14 protein-coding genes are annotated in these 18,224 nt (G+C 72.6%); 5 read left to right on the forward strand and 9 right to left on the reverse strand.

What is annotated here, in order from left to right; all coding sequences use genetic code 11:
• Positions 1-18: 18 nt before the first annotated feature.
• From OG519_RS19945 to OG519_RS19960, 4 genes are all read right to left on the reverse strand, one after another.
• Complete coding sequence (locus OG519_RS19945) at positions 19-969, reverse strand: hypothetical protein (RefSeq protein ID WP_405585648.1); 951 nt, start codon at positions 967-969, stop codon at positions 19-21.
• Complete coding sequence (locus tag OG519_RS19950) at positions 966-2,567, reverse strand: vWA domain-containing protein (protein ID WP_405585650.1); 1,602 nt, start codon at positions 2,565-2,567, stop codon at positions 966-968. Before OG519_RS19950 ends, OG519_RS19945 begins: the two co-directional genes overlap by 4 nt.
• Positions 2,568-2,688: 121 nt before the next feature.
• Positions 2,689-4,740, reverse strand: coding sequence for a tetratricopeptide repeat protein (locus tag OG519_RS19955; protein WP_405585653.1), 2,052 nt, complete (start codon positions 4,738-4,740; stop codon positions 2,689-2,691).
• 256 nt (positions 4,741-4,996) lie between these two features.
• The gene (locus tag OG519_RS19960; protein WP_405585656.1) at positions 4,997-6,709 is read right to left on the reverse strand and encodes a serine protease; all 1,713 of its coding nucleotides are present in this window, start codon (positions 6,707-6,709) and stop codon (positions 4,997-4,999) included.
• A 388-nt stretch (positions 6,710-7,097) separates the two neighbouring features.
• On the opposite strand from OG519_RS19960, the gene OG519_RS19965 reads away from it, so the two are divergent.
• Both OG519_RS19965 and OG519_RS19970 read left to right on the forward strand, forming a co-directional pair.
• Positions 7,098-8,765, forward strand: a complete 1,668-nt coding sequence (locus tag OG519_RS19965) for a hypothetical protein (protein ID WP_405585659.1) — start codon at positions 7,098-7,100, stop codon at positions 8,763-8,765.
• On the forward strand, positions 8,755-10,443 hold the full coding sequence (locus tag OG519_RS19970; RefSeq protein ID WP_405585661.1) for a hypothetical protein: 1,689 nt from the start codon (positions 8,755-8,757) through the stop codon (positions 10,441-10,443). Before OG519_RS19965 ends, OG519_RS19970 begins: the two co-directional genes overlap by 11 nt.
• Positions 10,444-10,523: 80 nt before the next feature.
• Here the strand turns inward: OG519_RS19970 and OG519_RS19975 are convergent, their stop codons facing one another.
• From OG519_RS19975 to OG519_RS19985, 3 genes are all read right to left on the reverse strand, one after another.
• On the reverse strand, positions 10,524-10,979 hold the full coding sequence (locus OG519_RS19975; protein WP_405585663.1) for a tellurite resistance TerB family protein: 456 nt from the start codon (positions 10,977-10,979) through the stop codon (positions 10,524-10,526).
• Between the two features lie 149 nt (positions 10,980-11,128).
• A complete protein-coding gene (locus OG519_RS19980) occupies positions 11,129-11,617 on the reverse strand; it encodes a hypothetical protein (protein ID WP_405585666.1) in 489 nt (162 codons plus the stop codon).
• Between the two features lie 134 nt (positions 11,618-11,751).
• Positions 11,752-12,327, reverse strand: coding sequence for a TerD family protein (locus OG519_RS19985; protein ID WP_405585669.1), 576 nt, complete (start codon positions 12,325-12,327; stop codon positions 11,752-11,754).
• A 158-nt stretch (positions 12,328-12,485) separates the two neighbouring features.
• On the opposite strand from OG519_RS19985, the gene arfB reads away from it, so the two are divergent.
• Positions 12,486-12,917, forward strand: a complete 432-nt coding sequence (arfB, locus tag OG519_RS19990) for an alternative ribosome rescue aminoacyl-tRNA hydrolase ArfB (RefSeq protein ID WP_405585672.1) — start codon at positions 12,486-12,488, stop codon at positions 12,915-12,917.
• A gap of 15 nt (positions 12,918-12,932) precedes the next feature.
• Here arfB and OG519_RS19995 read toward each other — a convergent pair whose 3' ends face one another.
• Positions 12,933-13,448 (reverse strand): flavin reductase family protein, encoded by a 516-nt coding sequence (locus tag OG519_RS19995; RefSeq protein ID WP_405592854.1) that lies wholly within the window; start codon positions 13,446-13,448, stop codon positions 12,933-12,935.
• A 492-nt stretch (positions 13,449-13,940) separates the two neighbouring features.
• Here OG519_RS19995 and cdgB point away from each other — a divergent pair, with 492 nt between their 5' ends.
• Both cdgB and OG519_RS20005 read left to right on the forward strand, forming a co-directional pair.
• Entirely contained in the window at positions 13,941-15,608 is a 1,668-nt protein-coding gene (gene cdgB, locus OG519_RS20000) for a diguanylate cyclase CdgB (protein ID WP_405585675.1), read from the forward strand.
• 145 nt (positions 15,609-15,753) lie between these two features.
• A complete protein-coding gene (locus OG519_RS20005) occupies positions 15,754-16,983 on the forward strand; it encodes a threonine aldolase family protein (RefSeq protein WP_405585678.1) in 1,230 nt (409 codons plus the stop codon).
• An 18-nt stretch (positions 16,984-17,001) separates the two neighbouring features.
• Here the strand turns inward: OG519_RS20005 and OG519_RS20010 are convergent, their stop codons facing one another.
• Positions 17,002-17,973, reverse strand: coding sequence for a zinc-binding alcohol dehydrogenase family protein (locus tag OG519_RS20010; protein WP_405585681.1), 972 nt, complete (start codon positions 17,971-17,973; stop codon positions 17,002-17,004).
• Positions 17,974-18,224: the final 251 nt, after the last annotated feature.

Consider the following 18,224-nt stretch of genomic DNA (forward strand, 5'->3'; position numbering starts at 1 on the left):
GCCCCTTCATCAGCCCCCTCATGAGCGGGGGAACCGGTACTCGGCCAGCCGCGGCAGATAGGCCAGGTAGGCCAGCGCTCCGGCGGCGGTGAGCAGCGTCAGCGCGAGCGCCAGCGTGACGGGATGCCCGGCCCACGGGTGCGCGGCGAGGTGCCGCTCGTCGTAACGGCTGAGAAGGCAGGTGACGACCGCGACCGCCGCGGTGGCCGACAGCGCGGCCGTCAGCTTTCTGCTGGCGTACCGTCGGAAGTGCCGCCTGGTCACCGAGCCCGTGGCGGTGACCAGCAGCGCCATCACGAGTACCGGTCCCAGCAGCACGCCCCGGACGAGGGCCGGGTCCAGCCAGCGCGAGTGACGCTGGTGGTCGAGCGCGGTTCGCTCGAGGTTGCTGAGGTCTTCGAGCGAGGCCTGGATTCCGCCGGTGCCCGGCACGCTCCGGCCGTCGAAGACCTCCCGCGGCCGGTGCAGCGCGTCCTGGCACGCCGCAAGCCCCGCGGTGCTGTCCGGGGCGGCGCCGGCCGTGGCGTAGACCGACTGCGTACAGCTCGTCAACTGCCCCTGGACGAAGAGGATCTGAGTCAGCCCCTGTCGGCCGGCCGCGTTGCCCTGGGCCGCCGAGGTGAGGTCGGTGCTCACCCGGCCGGTGTGGATGGCGAACTCCGCGCCGGGGCCGGTCAGACCGACCTGGCGGATGGCGGCGAAGTCCACCAGCTCGTTACGCGCGTGATCGGCCGAGAGACGGGCGCTCTCGATGTCCGCGATGGCCACCGCGGTGCGCCGGGCGGCGGCTATCTGGTGGTCCGCCTGGATGGACACCAGCAGGTAGAGCAGCGCGGTGCCGAGCACCATGGCCAGCACGCCCCCGCGCAACCAGCGGAGCACCGTGACCGGGTGGGTGGTACGGAGCCGGGCCCGCCAGCCGGTCAGGGAGCGCCGCAGCGACGGTCCGGGCGCCGCGACCGCGCTCATGAGGCGTCCACCGGGCCGTCCGCGGACCTCACCGGGTCGGCGGCGGGCCCCTCCGCCAGGCCGTCCGCAGGCCCGCCCGCCGGTCCCCGAGCGCCACCGGCGGCAGCCCCCTCACCCGCCCCCTCACCCGCGTCGTCGAACCCGTACCCGCACGCCTCGCAGTGCCTGAGCAGCCGGGCCGCCGTCGTCGCGCCGCACCGCGGGCAGCGCCGTTGGGGCGTCCCGTCGGCGGCCGGATGATCGCCCCACTCACCCCGCTCGCCCGCTCCCACGGGTCCCCACGGCCCCACCGGATCGACCCGCGGCGCCGCCGTCCGGGTCGATTCGAGCCCGAGCCGCTGCATCTCCCCCCGGGAAGCCGTGCGGCGCAGCCGCGGCCGCCCATCGGGCCCGGTCTCCGCGACCGCCCGCAGCACCCGCAGGCGCGCGGTGTCCTGGAGGGACTCGGCGACCTCGACCGCGAGCCGCAACTCCCGGTCGGCCCGCGCCAGGTCGCCTTCGTCCCAGGCGTCGGCGCACGCCCTCATCGCCATGCCCAGCTCGCGCCGGCTCTCCACCCGGGTCAGCTCGCTGGGCCGCATGGTCTCGAAGCCGGGGGTGGACCGCCGCCGTACGACCATGGCCATGGTGCCGGCGCACGGTTGCCGGGTGCCGTCCGGCCGCTCGGCGTGCAGGGTGATGCGGGCGGCGCGCAGATCCTCGTCCACCGGCAGCGACTCGGCGTCGAAGGAGAGCGACACCTCGTACTGCCGGGTCTCCGGCGACCACGCGCCGAGGGGTACGTGCAGCTCGCCGTCGGACTGCCGCTGCGAGCCGGTGAGTCCGGCGTCGACGGGACGGGTCTGCCGGACGGAGTCGAGCCGGAAGCGGTCGTTGAGGCGTAAGCCGAGGTAGACCCGGGGCAGCACGATCCGCCGGGCCTGCCGGATGAGCCGGGTGAAGTCACCGGTGAGGTCGGAGATGGTGACGACCGCCTCGGCGGTGCCGTGCAGCGCCTCGGTGATCCGCAGCAGCTCGGCGTAGTTCCAGTCGTCGCCGAGCCCCCGCGCGTCGCAGACGAAGCGGTCGGAGCAGGCGGCCAGCGCGGTGCCGAGTTCCTCGGGGGTCTCGTGCTCGTCCTTGCCGTCGGTGTAGAGCACCGCGTGCCGCACGGTGCCGCTGTCCGGCAGGGTCTCGAAGACTTGGCCGGCCAGGGTCAGCCAGCTGCCGATCGCCGTACCGCCCTCGGGGAGCTGACGGGCGATCTGGAGTTTGGCCGCGGCCCTGGTGCCGGCGTCGATCCCGGCGAGCGTGCCGGTGGGGGGATAGACGACCCGCGCTGTGTGGTTGCCCGCGATGATCGCCAGTCGGGTACCGTCCCGCAGGGCGTCGACGGCGGCGCACATCGCGCGCTTGGCCTCGTCGAGCTTGCCCCGGCCGGCCATGGACAGCGACCGGTCCATGATGAGGATCTCGGCGGCCGGCACCGGGCGGGTCCCGCCGGCCGCGAGCGCCTTCACCGTGATCAGGGCGTCGGCACGCGTCGCGTCGAAGGCCAGGTCCGAAGGCGCGTCCACCTCGACGGTGAAGCTCAGCCCAACGGACGGTTCGTCCCCCATCGGCACCATCCGATCGCGTCTTTGCGTCTTCTGCGGTGGCCTTGGTACTCCAGCGGTCCAGCGGTCCAGCGGTCCAGCAGGTCCACTAGGTCCAGCGGTCCGTCGGAGTGTCGTATACGGCCTAGGAGCTTAGCGTCCCGGCTGTTCCGTCGAAACGGGATTTTCCGGCTCGTGCGTGCCGTTTCGGCCATCGGCGCGCCAGCGGCGGACGCAGCCGGTTCGCCAGGTCGACCAGGGATACGTACTCACGCTCGGTGGCCGCGTACCGCGCGATCTCCCGGACCACCTCCGACAGCTTCGACCGGTCGTTCGTGAAGCGCGCGTACTGGATCTCGGCCCGCAGCCCGGCCGCCGAGCCGGTGTCCAGATCGAGATCGGTCACCGCCAGGGCGGCCCGCTCCAGATCGGCGGCGGTCGGCGGCGCCGTATCGGGGGTGACCGCGGTGACGAGCAGCCGTACGGCGGCGATCCGCGCCTCCCGCTCGAAGCGGAACTCCCGCGCCAGCCGCTCGGCGGTGGCCACCGCCTCATCCCGCCGGCCGGCCATCAGATGCACCCGGGCCAGCCCGAAGCCGGCCGCGCCCAGCGCGGGTGTGGTCGCGAAGACCGTGCCGTAGTGCGCCTGGGCGACCACCAGATCGCCGCGCAGCTCGGCGCACAGGCCGAGCGCCAGTTGGGGGATGAGTTCGCCGGGCAACGCGCGGCGTACGGCGGTGAAGTGGCCGGTGGCGCGCCGCGCGTCGCCGCCGGCCAGCGCGATCAGGCTGCTGTACCACGAGTGCAGCCAGTGCCGTTGGGGCAGATTGGCGTTGGCCAGTGCCTGGTCGGCCGCGCCGAGTTCGCCCCTGCGCAGCGCGAGCCGGCTCTCCGCGAGCCAGCTCTCGGCTGGCCCGGCGATGAAGGTCTCGTCGGGGTCGGCCAGGGGCGTCGGCAGCGCCGCCGCCATGTCCCTGGGCGACGGGGAGGAGAAGGGCGCCGACAGGGTCAGCCGCGCGTCCTCGCCCAGGTCCGCGGTGACCCAGTGGTCGAGCGGCCGGGCCGCGCCGAGACCGCCGTGCAGCGGCTCGGTCATGGAGCCGAAGAGCGCGGAGGCGCGGGTGTACTGCCGGGAGGTCGGCGGCGCCGCCACCACCTGCCGGATCACCCCGCTGAGCTGCTCGGCGAACTGCCGGGCGGAAACGAAGCGGCGCTCCGGCACCGCCCGGTCGGTGGCGCGGTCGATCAGCAGGCGGAGCGAGTCGACGCCGGGGGAGGTGCGGTCGCGCAGCGGGGCGCGGCACACTTCGGCGAGGGTCATGCCGAGGCTGTAGAGGTCGAAGCCGGCGGTGGGCCGCAGGTGTTCGGGATCGGGGCCGCCCGGCTGGTCCCTGGGCGGCGCGTACGCCTCGGTGTACGCGACCAGCGGCCGGATGTCGTCCAGGGTCCGCACCGAGCCGAAGTCGATGAGCCGGACCCGGTCGCGCGGCCCGAGCGAGCTCTCCTCCCGGAAGCGGATGATGTTCCCGGGTTTCACGTCGCAGTGCAGCAGGCCGCGGGCGTGCAGATAGTCCAGGGCCTGGAGGATGCGGATGCCGTGCGCGAGGAGGATCTCCAGCGGGTCGTCGGCGCGGGCCGACAGCGGGGTGCCGGGGACGTATTCCAGCACGAGGTGGGGGCCTTCGCTCTCGTAGCTGAGGATGCGCACGATGCTGTCGTGCCGGAGTCCGACCAGCGCGTTCCGCTCGTCCTTGGCCGTCTCGGCGACCGAGGTCCGCTTCAGTGCCTTGAGGACCACCCGGGTTTCGAGGTTGCGGTCGTAGGCGAGGTACGCCGCTCCGTACGCGCCCGAGCCGAGGACGCGCTCGACGTCGTAGCGCCCGGCGATGGTGTGGTGGCCCGGGCCGCCGGGTCGACCGGAGCTGCCGGACCTGCCGGGGTGGCCCGGGTGGCCCGCGCCGGCGAAGTCGAAGCGGGTGCCGCAGGTGGGGCAGAAGCCGGCGGTCCGCCCCGGCTCGCCGTCGTGCCCGCGCCCGACCGGCTCCCCGCAGGCCGGGTTGGCGCAGAAGCGGTGCTCCTCGGGCACGGGTCCGGCCGGGCCTGACGGTACGTCGGCGAAGTCGGGCGGATGGCCCGCGCCGACCAGCTCAAGGCCCCACCAGGGGTCGGAGCGCACCTTCGCCACACCGACGCTCATCCCCGGAGAGCCCGGCTGCCCAGGCTGCTCAGGCGACCCCGGCTGCCCCGGTGACCCCGTTGGCCCGGGCGTCCCAGACGGCCCCGGCAACCCCGGCGGGTCGGCCGGACCCGGAGCCGAGGCCGGGCCCAGGCCCGGGCCCGCGGATCCGGCAGCGGCCGCCACCGGCCGCAGGTCGCACGCGGTGCAGAAGCCGTCCTCGTCGATGACGCCGCGACCGCACTCGGGACGGACACATCGCTCCACGGTGCCACCTTCACCCTTCGTCGATCCGCCGGTTGACCTCGTCGGTGTACCGCTTGACCAGGGTGCGGGCCGCCGTCAGATCGATCGGCGGGGTCCGCAACTCCCGGGCGGCGGGGGCGTGCAGGTCGCCCAGGCGCAGGTCCTCGTCGCCGAAGAACCGGGCCGCCCGCACCCGGTGCAGTTCCAGGCTCGTGCGCAGCTCCTCGCAGATCGTGATGAGCCGCCGTAGATTGCGCTCGAACCGTAGAACCACGGTGAGGGCCTCGACGGCGCGGGCGTGGATCGCGGCGAGTTCGGGGTCGGGCTCCCGCTCGCGGGCGACGGCCAGGCGCACCCGCAGCCGGGGCGCGGCGGACGGCGGCAGCCGGGGCGGGCTGAAGAACTTCCACCCCTGCTCGACCTGAAGCAGCGTGGCCGCGTCCTCCGCGGCGGCGAGTTGACGCACGGCCGCTTCGGCCGCGGCCGCCGTCGTGGCTTCGGTGCGGCCGCCCGGGGGGCCGCCGGTGAGCGGTCCGGGATCGAGGGAGACCTCATAGGCGAGATCGGGAGAGGGCCTGTCCTCGACTCCGATGACCAGGCGCATCCCCCAGGTCCTGGCCCGGCGGGCCAACGGCCCGAGCAACTCGCGGACGAGGGCCTCCGGGTTCTCGGCCCGGTCGACGCTGCCCACCACCACACAGGCGGGCGGCTTGCGGCGCAGCAGTTGGCCCACGACCTGCGCGCTGCCGCCGCCGGGCAGGCCGAACCGGTCGGCCAGATACCCCCGTACGTCGGCGACGCTCCGGTCACGGGCGTCGTACGCCGCGTCGATGGCGCCGAGGCCGAGGACGGTGTCGCCGGGCGCGTCGGTGAGTTCGGCGTCGGAGAAGCCGGCGCGGGCGGCCGGGTCGGCGGTCCGAACCAGGCGCAGCAGCCAGGAGGCGCCGGCCCCGGTCGCACCGCCGGTGCCGACGACGGCGGTCCCCGACCAGCCGCCGCCGAGCAGGCCGGTGAGTTCCCTGGTGAGGGCGAGGCGCAGCGTGTCGCCCAGCACGTCGTCCGGCCACGAACCGGCGGACGGGCCGAGGTGGTTGGTGCGCCCGCCGTCGATGAACCGCTCGATCTGCGGCAGATAGGCCAGTACGGTCTCGGTCGGCAGCATCCACGCGGCTCTGGCGTCGCCGTTGACGTAGTCGGCGACCACGATGCCGATCACGTGCCGGTCGAACTCGCCGCCGAGCGCCATCACTCCGGCGCCCGAGTAGCCCTCCTCGATCCAAGGACCGCCGTCCCGCACCTGGTTGAGCAGGCCCCACTCGCCGGCCCGGCCGCCGGGGCCCGACAGTTCCGCGTCGGCGCCGATCCCGAAGGGTTCGGCCCGCGGGAAGCCGTAGACGCGCACCCGGCCGCCGGATATGGGGGCTCGCCACAGGGTCGTCACGGTCCCGCACTCGGCGGGCTCGTCGAGTTCGAGCAGGGCCACGTCGCCGCGCCGGGTGCCGTTCCTGTGCACCCAGGAGCCGGGGGCCACCCGGGCGGTACGGCTCCACTCCTCGCGGCACGCGACGCTGCTGATCCGCACGCGGGTGGCCGTTCCCTCGGGGCCGGCCCCGGCGTACCGCACCACATGGGCGCAGGTGAGGGCGTGCCGGTCGTCCAGCAGGACGCCGGCTCCGCAGGGCGTGCCGTCCTCGGCGTCCACCCGCACCCGCCAGGGATCCTCGCTGTGGTGATGTAATCCCATGGCCCCACGGTATTACGCTCCAGGGCCGTCGGACGGTCCGTTCCTGGCCGCGGTCCGTCGTGGCTGGTCGCGCGGTTCCTCGCGCCCCCTTGCGGGGTGCGTCCGCTGTCGACCGGTCCGTTCCCGGCTGCGGGTCCGCTGTGGCTGGTCGCGCGGTTCCTCGCGCCCCTGACGGGGCAGGTCCGTTGCCGGCTGCGGGTGGGGCGTGGCTGGTCGGGTCAAACGGTCACCGGGCGGTGGGCCGGGAACGACGGCGCCAGGTCCTTCCGGTCGGTGAACTCCCCGTGGCCCCCGGGGAAAACGTTGCTCCTGAGGTCGGATAGGGTGCCGCTCCACGTGCTTTCTGTGGGCACGTTGCGAACCTGTGGGGGGTTCTTTCATGCGCCAAGTGCGCTCTGTCCGGCCTGCCTCCGTACGAGCGGCCGCCACATTCCTGCTCGCCGCCGGATGCGCCGTCCCGGCGCTCGCCGTGGCCCCGGCCGCGCACGCGGACAGCCCGGCGGTCAGCCAGGTGACCAGCGACGACGACGGCCGGCTGACGGTCTACCTCGACTCCGTCGACGCGCTGTGGGTCCAGGTGAGCGTCCGGGCCTCCGCGGCCGCCGACGCCCCGGTCCTCGCCTCGACCGACGACCTGACCGAGGCCGACGGCCGCTGGACCACCGAGCACACCGTCTCCCTGCCGGCCGGTACCGCCTACGGCGACTACCCGGTGGACGTGGACTACCGGCTGCCCGGCGGCCAGGTCCAGCACTGGTCGGGCGCCGACCACGGATCCGCCAGCGATCTCGACTACCGCCTGCGCACCGGTGTCGGGGCACTCTCCTTCGACCGGGACACCCTCGACTGGGACCACCAGACCATCGTGGTCTCGGGCGCCGCCACCACCCTGGACCCGGCCACCGGGACGACCGGTCCGGCCCGCGCCGGGACGACGGTCGAGGTCGACTACGACACCCTGACCGGGCTGACCGGCTCCCCGGTGACCGCCACCACCGGCGCCGACGGCGCCTTCCAGGTGCCGCTCACCTTCCCGGCCGGCGCGCAGAGCGTCCGGGCCCGGGTCATCGCGCCGGCCGCCGACACCGTGCCCGGCCCGGTCGGCTACGGGCCCACGCCGTCGGTCACCACCTCGCGCTACCGGATCAGCGCGACGGAGAGCCGCACCCGGGCGAACCCGAACGTGCCGTTCACCGAGCAGGGCAGCGTCCAGCGCTTCGTGAACGGGATCTGGCAGCCCTGGGCCGGCGCGCCGGTCTACACCGCGACCGTCTACGGCAGCCCGTACACCACGGGTCTGACCGGGGTACTCGGCCACGGCACGACCGGCACCGGTGGCACGTTCGGCTACTCGGTGGTGGCCGCCCGGACCACCGACACCTACACCTTCGTACAGCCGTCGGTCTATCTCGCCGGATCGAGCAGCTTCAGCGAGCGCATCGCGGTGCCGACCGTCGGCAGCCTCACCACCCCGGCCGCCTCGGTCGACCAGTACGACACCGTGACGGTGTCCGGTTCGCTGAGGGGGAGTTGCGACTACGAGCCGCTGTCGCTCGAGTACTCGGCGAACGGCAAGACCGGCTGGTCCAACCTGCAGTGGTTCAAGGCGAACGGCGGCACCTACAACGGGACCTGCTCCTACAAGATCTCCAAGCCGGCCTACTGGGACGGCTATTACCGCGTCCGGCACCCAGAGACCGACATCATGCAGCCGGTCGTGAGCGCCGCCAAGCGGGTCAACCGGACCAGGACCGGCGTCTCGGTCGCGATGTCCTCCACCAAGCCGAAGCTCAACGCCAAGCTGACCGCGTCCGGCAACGTCTACCAGCTCACCGCGAGCGGCTGGAAGCCGTACGCAGGGGTGCACGTGGTGCTGGTCTTCAAGCCCAAGGGCGACCCCAACTGGTACTGGGTGGTGAAGGGTTACACCAACGCGGCCGGCCACTACACCCTCAACACCAAGGCGTTCGAGGACGGCACCTGGGGCACCTACATCGAGCCCGACGCCAAGCACTACTACGCCGAGTCGAAGGACGTGTACGTCGATGCGCACTGACACCGCCCTCTCCGCCCTGGTCGTGGCGGCCGTGCTCGGCGGCGCGAGCCTGATCGCCGCGCCCGCCTACGCCGCCGACGAGGCCGCGCCCATCGGCATCGGCCGGGTGGTCACGGAGTCCGGCCAGCGCGGCGCCTTCACGGTCGCCGCCTGGACCGACGTGGCCGGCAACCAGGTCACCTCGGTGACCGCCAAGGTCCTGGACGGCGACCGTGAAGGCGCCGTGCTCGCCGAGCCCACCCTGACCGCCGTCGGCGAGCAGTGGGTGACGGGGGCCGGGGACGATCTGCTGAAGCTGACCGAGGACGGCGGCACGATGCCGCGCCTCGGCCGGTACGACGTCGAGGTCACCGCGACCGACAGCCAGGGCGACACCGTCACCAGGACCGAGCCGGGGGCGCTGGACTTCACGCTCACGCCGAAGTTCGCCGCCGCCGACGGGACCACCGCGAACCCCGGCGCGCTGATGCTCGATCCGGCGGTCCTCGACGTCGACCACACCACCGAGACCACCGGCGGTGTGCTGCTGGGCGTCCAGCCGGGCAGCGGCGACCTGGTCCCGCTGGCGGGGCGGACGGTCACGGTGGACATGACCTATCCCCGGTCGTCGACGGTCCTGACCTCCCAGTCGGCCGTCACCGACGCGGACGGCCGGTTCAGAGCCGCTTTCGCGGTGTCGGGCGCCGTCGGTTTCGACGCGCGGTTCAGCGAGGACTCCGGAGTGGCCGACGGCGCCGCGTCAGTCGGGGACCAGCCGGCCACGTACCGCTCCACCCCGTCCGCGGTGACGGCGGCGGCGAGCGCCAAGCGGGTGCTGCCGGGGCAGGCGTTCACCGTCAGCGGCGTGGTGCACGCCACGTCCAGCGCCACCTCGCCCGGGGTGGCCGGGGTGCCGGTCTCCGCCGGGTTCAGCTCGACCGGTGCGGCCAGGACCACGGCCGTCACCGACAGCGCCGGGCACTTCTCGGTCACCCTGCTGGGCGATCCGGAGTCCGACGGCACCTGGGACGCCACGATCACCCAGCCGCTGCGGTCCGGCCGCGCCACCGGCAGCGTCATCGTGCCCGACGACTCCTCCTTCGCCGGCCTCGTCTCGTCGGTGTCCGCGGACGACCGGGTGACCGTCTCCGGCAAGCTGCTGCGGACCTACCACCGCGACCAGTACACCGGCTCGCAGAACGTCGGCCTGTGGTACTCGCCCGACGGGAAGACCGGCTGGAAGGGCCTGGCCGGCGTCAACCTCGACTACACGAGCACCTTCAAGATCTCCACCTACGGCTACCTCGACGGCTACTACCAGGTGCGGCACGCCACCTCCGACCAACTGGTCGCGAGCGCGGGCCCGATCGTCCACCTGACCCGTACCAACACCCGGATCTTCCAGATGTACGCCAACACCGCCCGGGTGAAGAAGAACGCGACGCTCACCCTGACCGGCAACCTCAAGGCGTACATCGGCAAGGTCTGGAAGCCCTACGCCGGCCAGTACGTCGAGCTGTACTTCCAGCCCAAGGGCAGCACCAAGTGGACCTACCTGGCATACGGAAGGACCGACGCGGCGGGCCGCGCCAAGTTCACCCACAAGGCGACGCAGGACGGCAAGTGGCTGATCCAGTACTTCGGGGACGGCACGCACTACGACAGTGACGCCGCGGGCGTGTTCGTCGACGTGGTCTGACCGCCAGGCGCCAGGCGCCAGGCGCCGGGCGGGGCGAAAGGCCCTGACCGGCGCCGGGGTCCAGGCGGGTGAGCCGGGACTCAGAGGTCGAACTCCGCCGGGTTCAGCCCGACGGCGAAGCACGCCTCGCGCACCACGGCCTGCTCGGACTTGTCGAACGTGCCGTCCGCGCCGCCGATGACGATGCCGATCTGGATGACCGCGCGGGCCTCGGTGGGCTTCTTCTTCGCCTTGGCGATCTCCTGGAGGATCGCCACCTTGCCGAAGTCGAAGTCGGCGGTCAGCTTGTTGAGGTAGTCGTCGAAGCGGCGCTGGAGGTCCAGGGCGGGGAAGTTCTGGAGCACCTCGTTGCTGCCGATCAGGGTGGCGACGCGCTGCCGTTCCGCGGGGTCCACCGAGCCGTCGGCGGCCGCCACCAGGGCGCAGATGGCCATGCTGGCATCGCGGAAGGCACCGCTCTTGAGGTCGTTCTTCTTCGCGTTGAGCTGCGTCTGCATGCTCTGGGCGGATTCCTTGAAGCGGTCCCACAGGGCCATGGTGGATCTCTCCTCGACGGGGTTCGGTTCTGCGCGCTGAGAACTCTTGGCGAGCGTAAAGGAGTTCCCAAGCCGGTCACCCGCCTCCCGGGCCCCGCCACGCGGTAGGGCCACCCGTGAGGAGGGTTTGCCGCCGCCGGGGGAATCCGTCACAGCCGGGGGAAGCGGGCGAGCAGCTCCCAGACCACCGGGTTGGCGGCCAGGCCCTCGTGCATGTCGGTGAGGTCGGCGGTCAGGTCGTGCAGGAAGTCGCGGGCCTCGCGGCGCAGCCCGCCGTGGTGCAGACCGAGCGGCGGCTCGTCCGGCAGCCAGTCGGCGGTGACGTCCACATGTCCGAAGCGCCGTACGAAGCGCAGCCGGTCGGTGGACTCGGTGAAGTCGAACTCGGCGTGCTGCGGCCGGGCCGCCCGGCCGCCCCGCGGGTCCCGGTCGAGCAGCTCCACGATGTCGCACAGCGCCCAGGCGAAGTCGAGCACCGGCACCCATCCCCAGGCTGTGGACAACTCCCGCTCGCCCTCGGCCAGATACACGTCCCCGCAGAAGAGGTCGTGCCGCAGCGACCGTACGTCCGCGGTCCGGTAGTCGGTCTGCGGTGGGTCGGGGAAGCGGCGGGAGAGGGCGTAGCCGAGGTCGATCACCGGCTGATCGTGCCAGACGGGTGAAACGGGGTACGGCGTGCGGGGGCGGTACGGGCCGGGGCCCGGGGCGCCGGGCGGCGCCCCGGGCGGGTGAGCCGGTGAGCCTCGGGAGAGGCTCGGGAGCGCTGAGAGCGTCAGAGGGTGACGCCGAAGTCGGTGGCGATGCCGACCAGACCGGAGGCGTAACCCTGGCCGACCGCGCGGAACTTCCACTCGGCGCCGTTGCGGTACAGCTCGCCGAAGACCATGGCGGTCTCGACGGCGGCGTCCTCGCTCAGGTCGTAGCGGGCGATCTCGGCGCCGCCCGCCTGGTTGATGATGCGGATGTAGGCGTTGCGGACCTGGCCGAAGTTCTGGCTGCGGGTCTCGGCGTCGTAGATGGAGACGGGGAAGACGATCTTGTCGACATCGGCGGGCAGCGCCGCCAGGTTGACGTTGATCGACTCGTCGTCGCCCTCGCCCTCGCCGGTCCGGTTGTCACCGGTGTGGACGATGGTCTGGTCGGGGCTCTGCTTGTTGTTGAAGAAGACGAAGTGGCCATCCGAGTAGACCTTCCCGGTGGCGTTGACGGCGATGGCGCTCGCGTCGAGGTCGAAGTCCGTGCCGGTGGTGGTCCGCACGTCCCAGCCGAGGCCGACCGTCACGGCCGTCAGGCCGGGAGCCTCCTTGGTGAGCGAGACGTTGCCGCCCTTGGACAGGCTTACCGCCATGGGAAGTCCCCTTTGTCGTGGTCGTCGGTGTGTGTCGGTGTGCCGGACGAAAGTACCGTCATCCGACAGAACGCGGACCGGGCAGGGTGTGGTTCCCACCCTGGGTACGGCGCGCAATCCACGTGACGTGACGGCGCCGAGGCGGGATCATGGGACGTATGTCCGAGCCCCTGCTCATCCGTGGTTCCGTCTCTCTGCCGGAGGCCGAGCTGGTCTGGCGTTTCTCCAGGTCGTCCGGGCCCGGCGGGCAGCATGTCAACACCAGCGACAGCCAGGTGGAGCTGCGGTTCGACCTGGCGGCGACCGAGTCGCTGCCGCCGGTGTGGAAGGAGCGGGCCCTGGAGCGGCTGGCCGGCCGGCTCACCGCCGACGGCGTGCTGACCGTCCGGGCGTCGGAGCACCGCTCCCAGTGGCGCAACCGGGAGGCCGCCGCGACGCGGCTGGCCGCGATCCTGGCCCAGGCCACCGCGCCGCCGCCCAAGGTCCGCCGGCCGACCAGGATCCCGCGCGGCATCAATGAGCGGCGGCTGCGGGTGAAGAAGCAGCGGGGCCAGACCAAGCGGGGGCGCAGCGGCGGGGACTGGGACTGAGCCGATCCCCGGGCCTCACGCCAGGAAGCGGTAGCGGCCGCGGAAGTACGTCAGCGGGCCGCCCTCCGCGCTCGGCGTGCGGGCCGACAGCACCCGGCCGATCACCAGGGTGTGGTCGCCCGCGGCCACCCGCTGCTCGGTCTCGCACTCCAGTATCGCCAGCGCCCCGCCGAGGATCGGCGCGCCGGTCAGCTCACCGCGGTAGTAGGCGATGTCCTCGAAGAGCAGCCGGTCGCTGATCCGGCCGCGCAGCGCGAACCGCCCGGCGATGTGCCGCTGGCTCTCGCTGAGCACCGACACCGCCCACCGCGTCTGGCGTTCGAGCAGTTCGTCCATCCGGGAGCCGACGCGTACGCTCGCCAGCACCAGCGGTGGTTCGAGGGACACCGACATGAAGGCGGTGGCGGTCATGCCGACGTCCTCGCCGCGCGGCCCGTCGTCGGGGTCGTGCGCGGTGATCAGGACCACGCCCGCGGCGAGGCGGGTCATGGCGGCGCGGAAGTCATCGGTGTTGACGGAGGTCTGGCCCATGGTGGTCCCAGAATGCCGTCCCGGCGGAGTAGCGGACACGCTCTCCACGGTACGGGTCGGCGCGGATCGGCCACATCGGGCTGTGGTCGCAGAACGCGTACCGCCCGGTCCTAGGACCTCGGGGGAGCCTCCCCGGCGCTCTGCGAAGCTCCCCGGGCCTTCCCTGGCGCTCCCCGGGCGCCCCCTCAAGCCTCCCCGGCACTCGTCGGGGAGGCTTCAGGGGGCGCCCGGCTCTTGCTCTCCGGTCCCGGCCGGGCGCACACTCGCTACGATCCGTGTTCAAGTGATTACCCGACGATGTGACTTGGGTCACAAGATGCAGGAATTGTTGACCCTGTGTACCGAACGAACAGCTCACTGTGATTCAGTGGCGGTGTAATTGGAAGAGTGTGAATTACACCGTGGCCTGTGCGCGGGCCACCACTGACACGGGGATCGGAACCGCACCACCGAGGAGTCGCTGTCGAGGGCGTGGAAGGGGCGGAGAGGGGCATGGACACCGAGTCGGAGCCGTATGTCCGTCTCGCGACCCTGCGTCAACTGCATCAGGTCGTGGCGGATCTCAATACCGCGCGGAGTCTCGCCGACACCCTCCAGGCGGTGGCCAACGGGGTGGTGCGCGGGCTGGGCTACGAACTGGCCGCCGTCAACCTGGTCCGGCCGGACGGTGACCTGGTGGTCGCCGCGTTCGCCGGCAGCTCCGCCGGTGAGGCGCTGCTGCTCGGGCGGGCGGGCTCCCGTACGTCGTGGGAGCGGCGGCTGACCATGGGCGAGCGCTGGGGCACGCTGCGGTTCATACCGCACACCGAGGGCTGGGTGCTCATCGACGACGATGTGCCGCAGTGGCACACCGAGGGGCCGCTGCCGCGGTTCGCCGACGAGTGGCACCCGGGGGACCGGCTCTACGCGCCCATGTACTCCTCGCAGAGCGTCGGCAGCGAGCTGATCGGCGTGATCTCGGTTGACCAGCCGGCCAACGGGCGGCACCCGGGGCCGTGGGGGTGCGAGGCGCTCCAGATGTTCGCCTTCCAGTCCGGCATCGCGATCAGCAACGCCCGGCTGCGGGCGAACATGCAGCGGGCGCTCGTCCGGCTGGAACGCGATCAGCAGGCGCTGCGGGCCAGCGAGGAGAGCTTCCGGCAGGCGTTCGAGTACGCGCCCAGCGGTATGGCCATCGCGGAGATGGGTGGCGACCAGCACGGGAAGCTGCTGCGGGCCAATGACGCGCTCTGCCGGCTGCTCGGGCGCTCGGCGTCCACCATGCGGCGGTTCTCCTTCTCCGACCTGGTGCACCCCGAGGACGTCGGGCTGCTGCTGCGCACCTCCGCGGAGGGCGGCCGGGCGGAGCTGCGGCTGGCCCGGCGGGACGGCAGCTATGTGTGGGTCAGCCTGCGGAACTCGGTGGTCGCCGACACCGCGGACGGGCCGCGCTTCCTGCTCACCCACGTCGAGGACATCGAGGAACGCAAGAGCAGGGAGATCCAGTTGGCGCACCGGGCCAGCCATGACTCGCTGACCGGGCTGCCCAACAGCGCGGAGCTGCGGGCGAGGCTGTCCTCCCGGCTGTGCCCGCGGCCGCAGGACCGGGACGCCGATGATCCGGCGGAGGCCGCCGGACCGGTGCAGGGGCTGGACGATTTCGCCTTCAGCTACGGCTACGGGCCGGACGAGATGGCGGCGCCGCTCGGCACGCTCGACTCGCACACGCATACGGTGGCGCCGGACGAGACGGACGAGGAGACCACGGCGAAGGGGCTCGCGGTGCTTTTCTGCGACCTCGACGGGTTCAAGTCCATCAACGACCGCTTCGGCCACCACACGGGGGACGCGGTCCTCATCGAGGTGGCCCGGCGGCTCACCGCGGCGGTGCGGGACGGGGATACGGTGGCGCGGCTCGGCGGGGACGAGTTCGTGGTGCTCGCGGATCATCTGACTCCGGCGGACGCGGCGGACCTCGCGGTGCGGCTGCGGAACGCGATCATCCCGCCGATCCGGGTGGACGGGCGGGCGGTGCGGGTGGGGGCGAGCTTCGGTATCGGCTGGGCGGGGTGCGGCATGACCGCGGAGGAGGTCCTGCACAGCGCGGACCAGCGGATGTACATCGAGAAGCGCAGCCGCTCCGCGTCTTCCCCCCGCAACAACCACCGCCGGGCCGGCTAGACCCTCCGGCCCGGCCGACCCCGACGCACCCCGCACCCCCGCGGCGGTTCCGGGGGACCCGCCGGCTCCACCCGAGGCCCCCGGCCCTCAAGGCGCCCACGCCCCCCGGGCTCGGGATCGCTGGGGGGTGGGGGAGGATGGGGGGATGGGTGGACATGAGGGTGGGAGCGGGGAAGACGCGGCTCGGCGGCGGGAGGCGGCGTTGCGTGGGTGCCGGCTGGTGTTGGGGGCCGGAGGGCGGGGGTCGGTAGCGGAGTTGGTGGCGCGGCTCGGGAGCGCCGCTGAGGAGTTCGCGGGGGACGGGAAGCAGCCGGACACGTATGGGGACGGGCTCGTCGAGGAACTGGAGCGGGAGGTCGCCGGGCTGCTCGGGATGGCGGACGCAGCCTTCTTTCCGACCGGGACGATGGCCCAGCAGGTCGCGCTGCGCGCGTGGGCCGGCCGTACCGGCAACGACGTGGTCGCCCTGCACCCGCTGGCCCACCCCGAGGTGCACGAGCGCGGCGCGCTGAAGGCGGTCACCAGCCTGCGCACCGTCTACCCCACCCGGCAGCCCCGCCTGCCCAGCGCCGACGAAGTGCGGGACTTCGAGGAGCCGTTCGGCACCCTGATGCTCGAACTGCCACTGCGCGACGCCGGCTTCGTCCTCCCGACCTGGGACGAACTGACCGCCACCGTCGCCGCGGCCCGCGAGCGGGACGCCGTGGTGCACTTCGACGGCGCCCGCCTCTGGGAGTGCCCGCCGCACTTCGGCCGCCCGCTCACCGAGATAGCCGGCCTCGCCGACAGCGTCTACGTCAGCTTCTACAAGTCCCTGGAAGGCATATCCGGCGCCGCACTGGCCGGCTCCGCCGAACTGATAGCCGAGGCCAAGGCGTGGCGCCACCGCTACGGGGGCCTGGTCTTCCAGCAGTTCCCCGCCGTGCTCGCCGCCCTGTCGGGACTGCGGCACGAACTCCCCCGGCTGCCCTCGTACGTGGCGCACGCCAAACCGGTGGCCCGCGCGCTGCGTGAGGGGCTGGCCGAGGGCGGCCTGACCTGGCCCCGCGTCCACCCGGCGGAGCCGCACACCCACCAGTTCCAGCTCTGGCTGCCCTACCCCGCGGACGTCCTCAACGAGGCCGCGCTGCGCCAGGCCGAACAGGACGGGATCAGCCTCTTCGGCCGCGCACAGTTCCACGAGCCGGGCCTGCCCGGCCTCTCGATGACCGAACTGACCATCGCCGCACCCGCGTTGGAGTGGACCGAGCAGGACGCCCGCGACGCCGCGGTGTCCTTCGCCCGGTACGTCGCCGACGTCGCCGAGACCACCGACGCCACCGAGACCACTGACGCCACCGACGCCAGCGCGGCCGACAGCCCCACCGCCGACTGAGCCCGCCGGGGCCCGGTCTCAGACCCGCAGCAGCAACTTGCCCGTACTCGTACGGGATTCGACCAGCCGGTGCGCCGCCGCCGCGTCCGCCAGCGCGAACTCCGCGCTCACCGGCAGTTCGACCTCGCCCTCGGCGACCGTACGGAACGCCTGCTCGGCGATGACCCGCAGCCGCGCCGGATCGGCCGCGGCCATGCTCAGAATGGAGAACCCGGCGACCGACACGCCGAGCGGATAGGTGTCCGCCGGCCCGATCCGCCAGGGCTCGCCCGAGCAGGCGTTGCCGAAGGAGACCAGCCGCCCGAAGCGCCCCAGCACCGCCAGCGTGCGCTGGAACGTCTCGCCGCCCACCGGGTCGAGCGCGATGTCCACGCCCCGGCCGCCGGTCGCCGCCCGTACGTCCGTGTCGAAGGTGTCCGCCGCGAACACCTGGTCGTAGCCGGACTTGAGCGCGTGCTCGGCCTTGTCGAGGGAGGACACCACCCCGTAGACCGCCGACGCGCCGCCCATCCGGGCGAGTTGGCCGGCGACCGTGCCGATGCCGCCGGCCGCGCCCTGGATGAGGACGGTGTCGCCCTCCCGCAGCCGGGCCACCTCGTAGAGCAGTGCGTACGCGGTGGGCAGCGCGCTGGGCAGGGTCGCTCCGGCCCGCAGCGATAGGCCGTCGGGTATGCCGAAGACCGTGGCGGCCGGGGCGACGACGACTTCGGCGTACCCGCCGCCGTCGACGAGGGCGGCGACCTCCTGCCCGGGGGCGAGCCCGGTGACGTCCGGCCCGACCGCCCGGATCACTCCCGAGACCTCAAGGCCGGGCCGGAACGGCAGGGACGGCACCCGGTAGCCCTCCGAACGGGCCTTGATGTCGGCGAAGTTGACACCGCTGTAGGCGACGTCGATGGTCACCTCGCCCGAGCCGGGCTCGGGTAACGCCACCTCGACGTATGTAAGGACGTCTGGACCGCCGAACTCTTCGAAGACGATGGCACGCATAGAGTGCTCCCCCGTGAGTGGAACTGTTTGACTGTGTGACGACCCGGCGGATCGGTATCCCCGACCGACCGACGAGACGGCGAAAACTGTTGACGAAAGAACTAGTTCGATGCAGGGCGAACAGTTGCGACTGTATGGTTCTGTTCGAACGCTCCGCAAGGTCCAATTTTTCGGTTTTCCGGGTCTCCTGATGCGCAAGTGGCCTGGGTCTCGCGGCTCTTGCGCGCCCATCCCGGGAAAGAACCGGACAA

Source organism: Streptomyces sp. NBC_01190 (assembly GCF_045039895.1).
Taxonomy (GTDB): domain Bacteria; phylum Actinomycetota; class Actinomycetes; order Streptomycetales; family Streptomycetaceae; genus Actinacidiphila.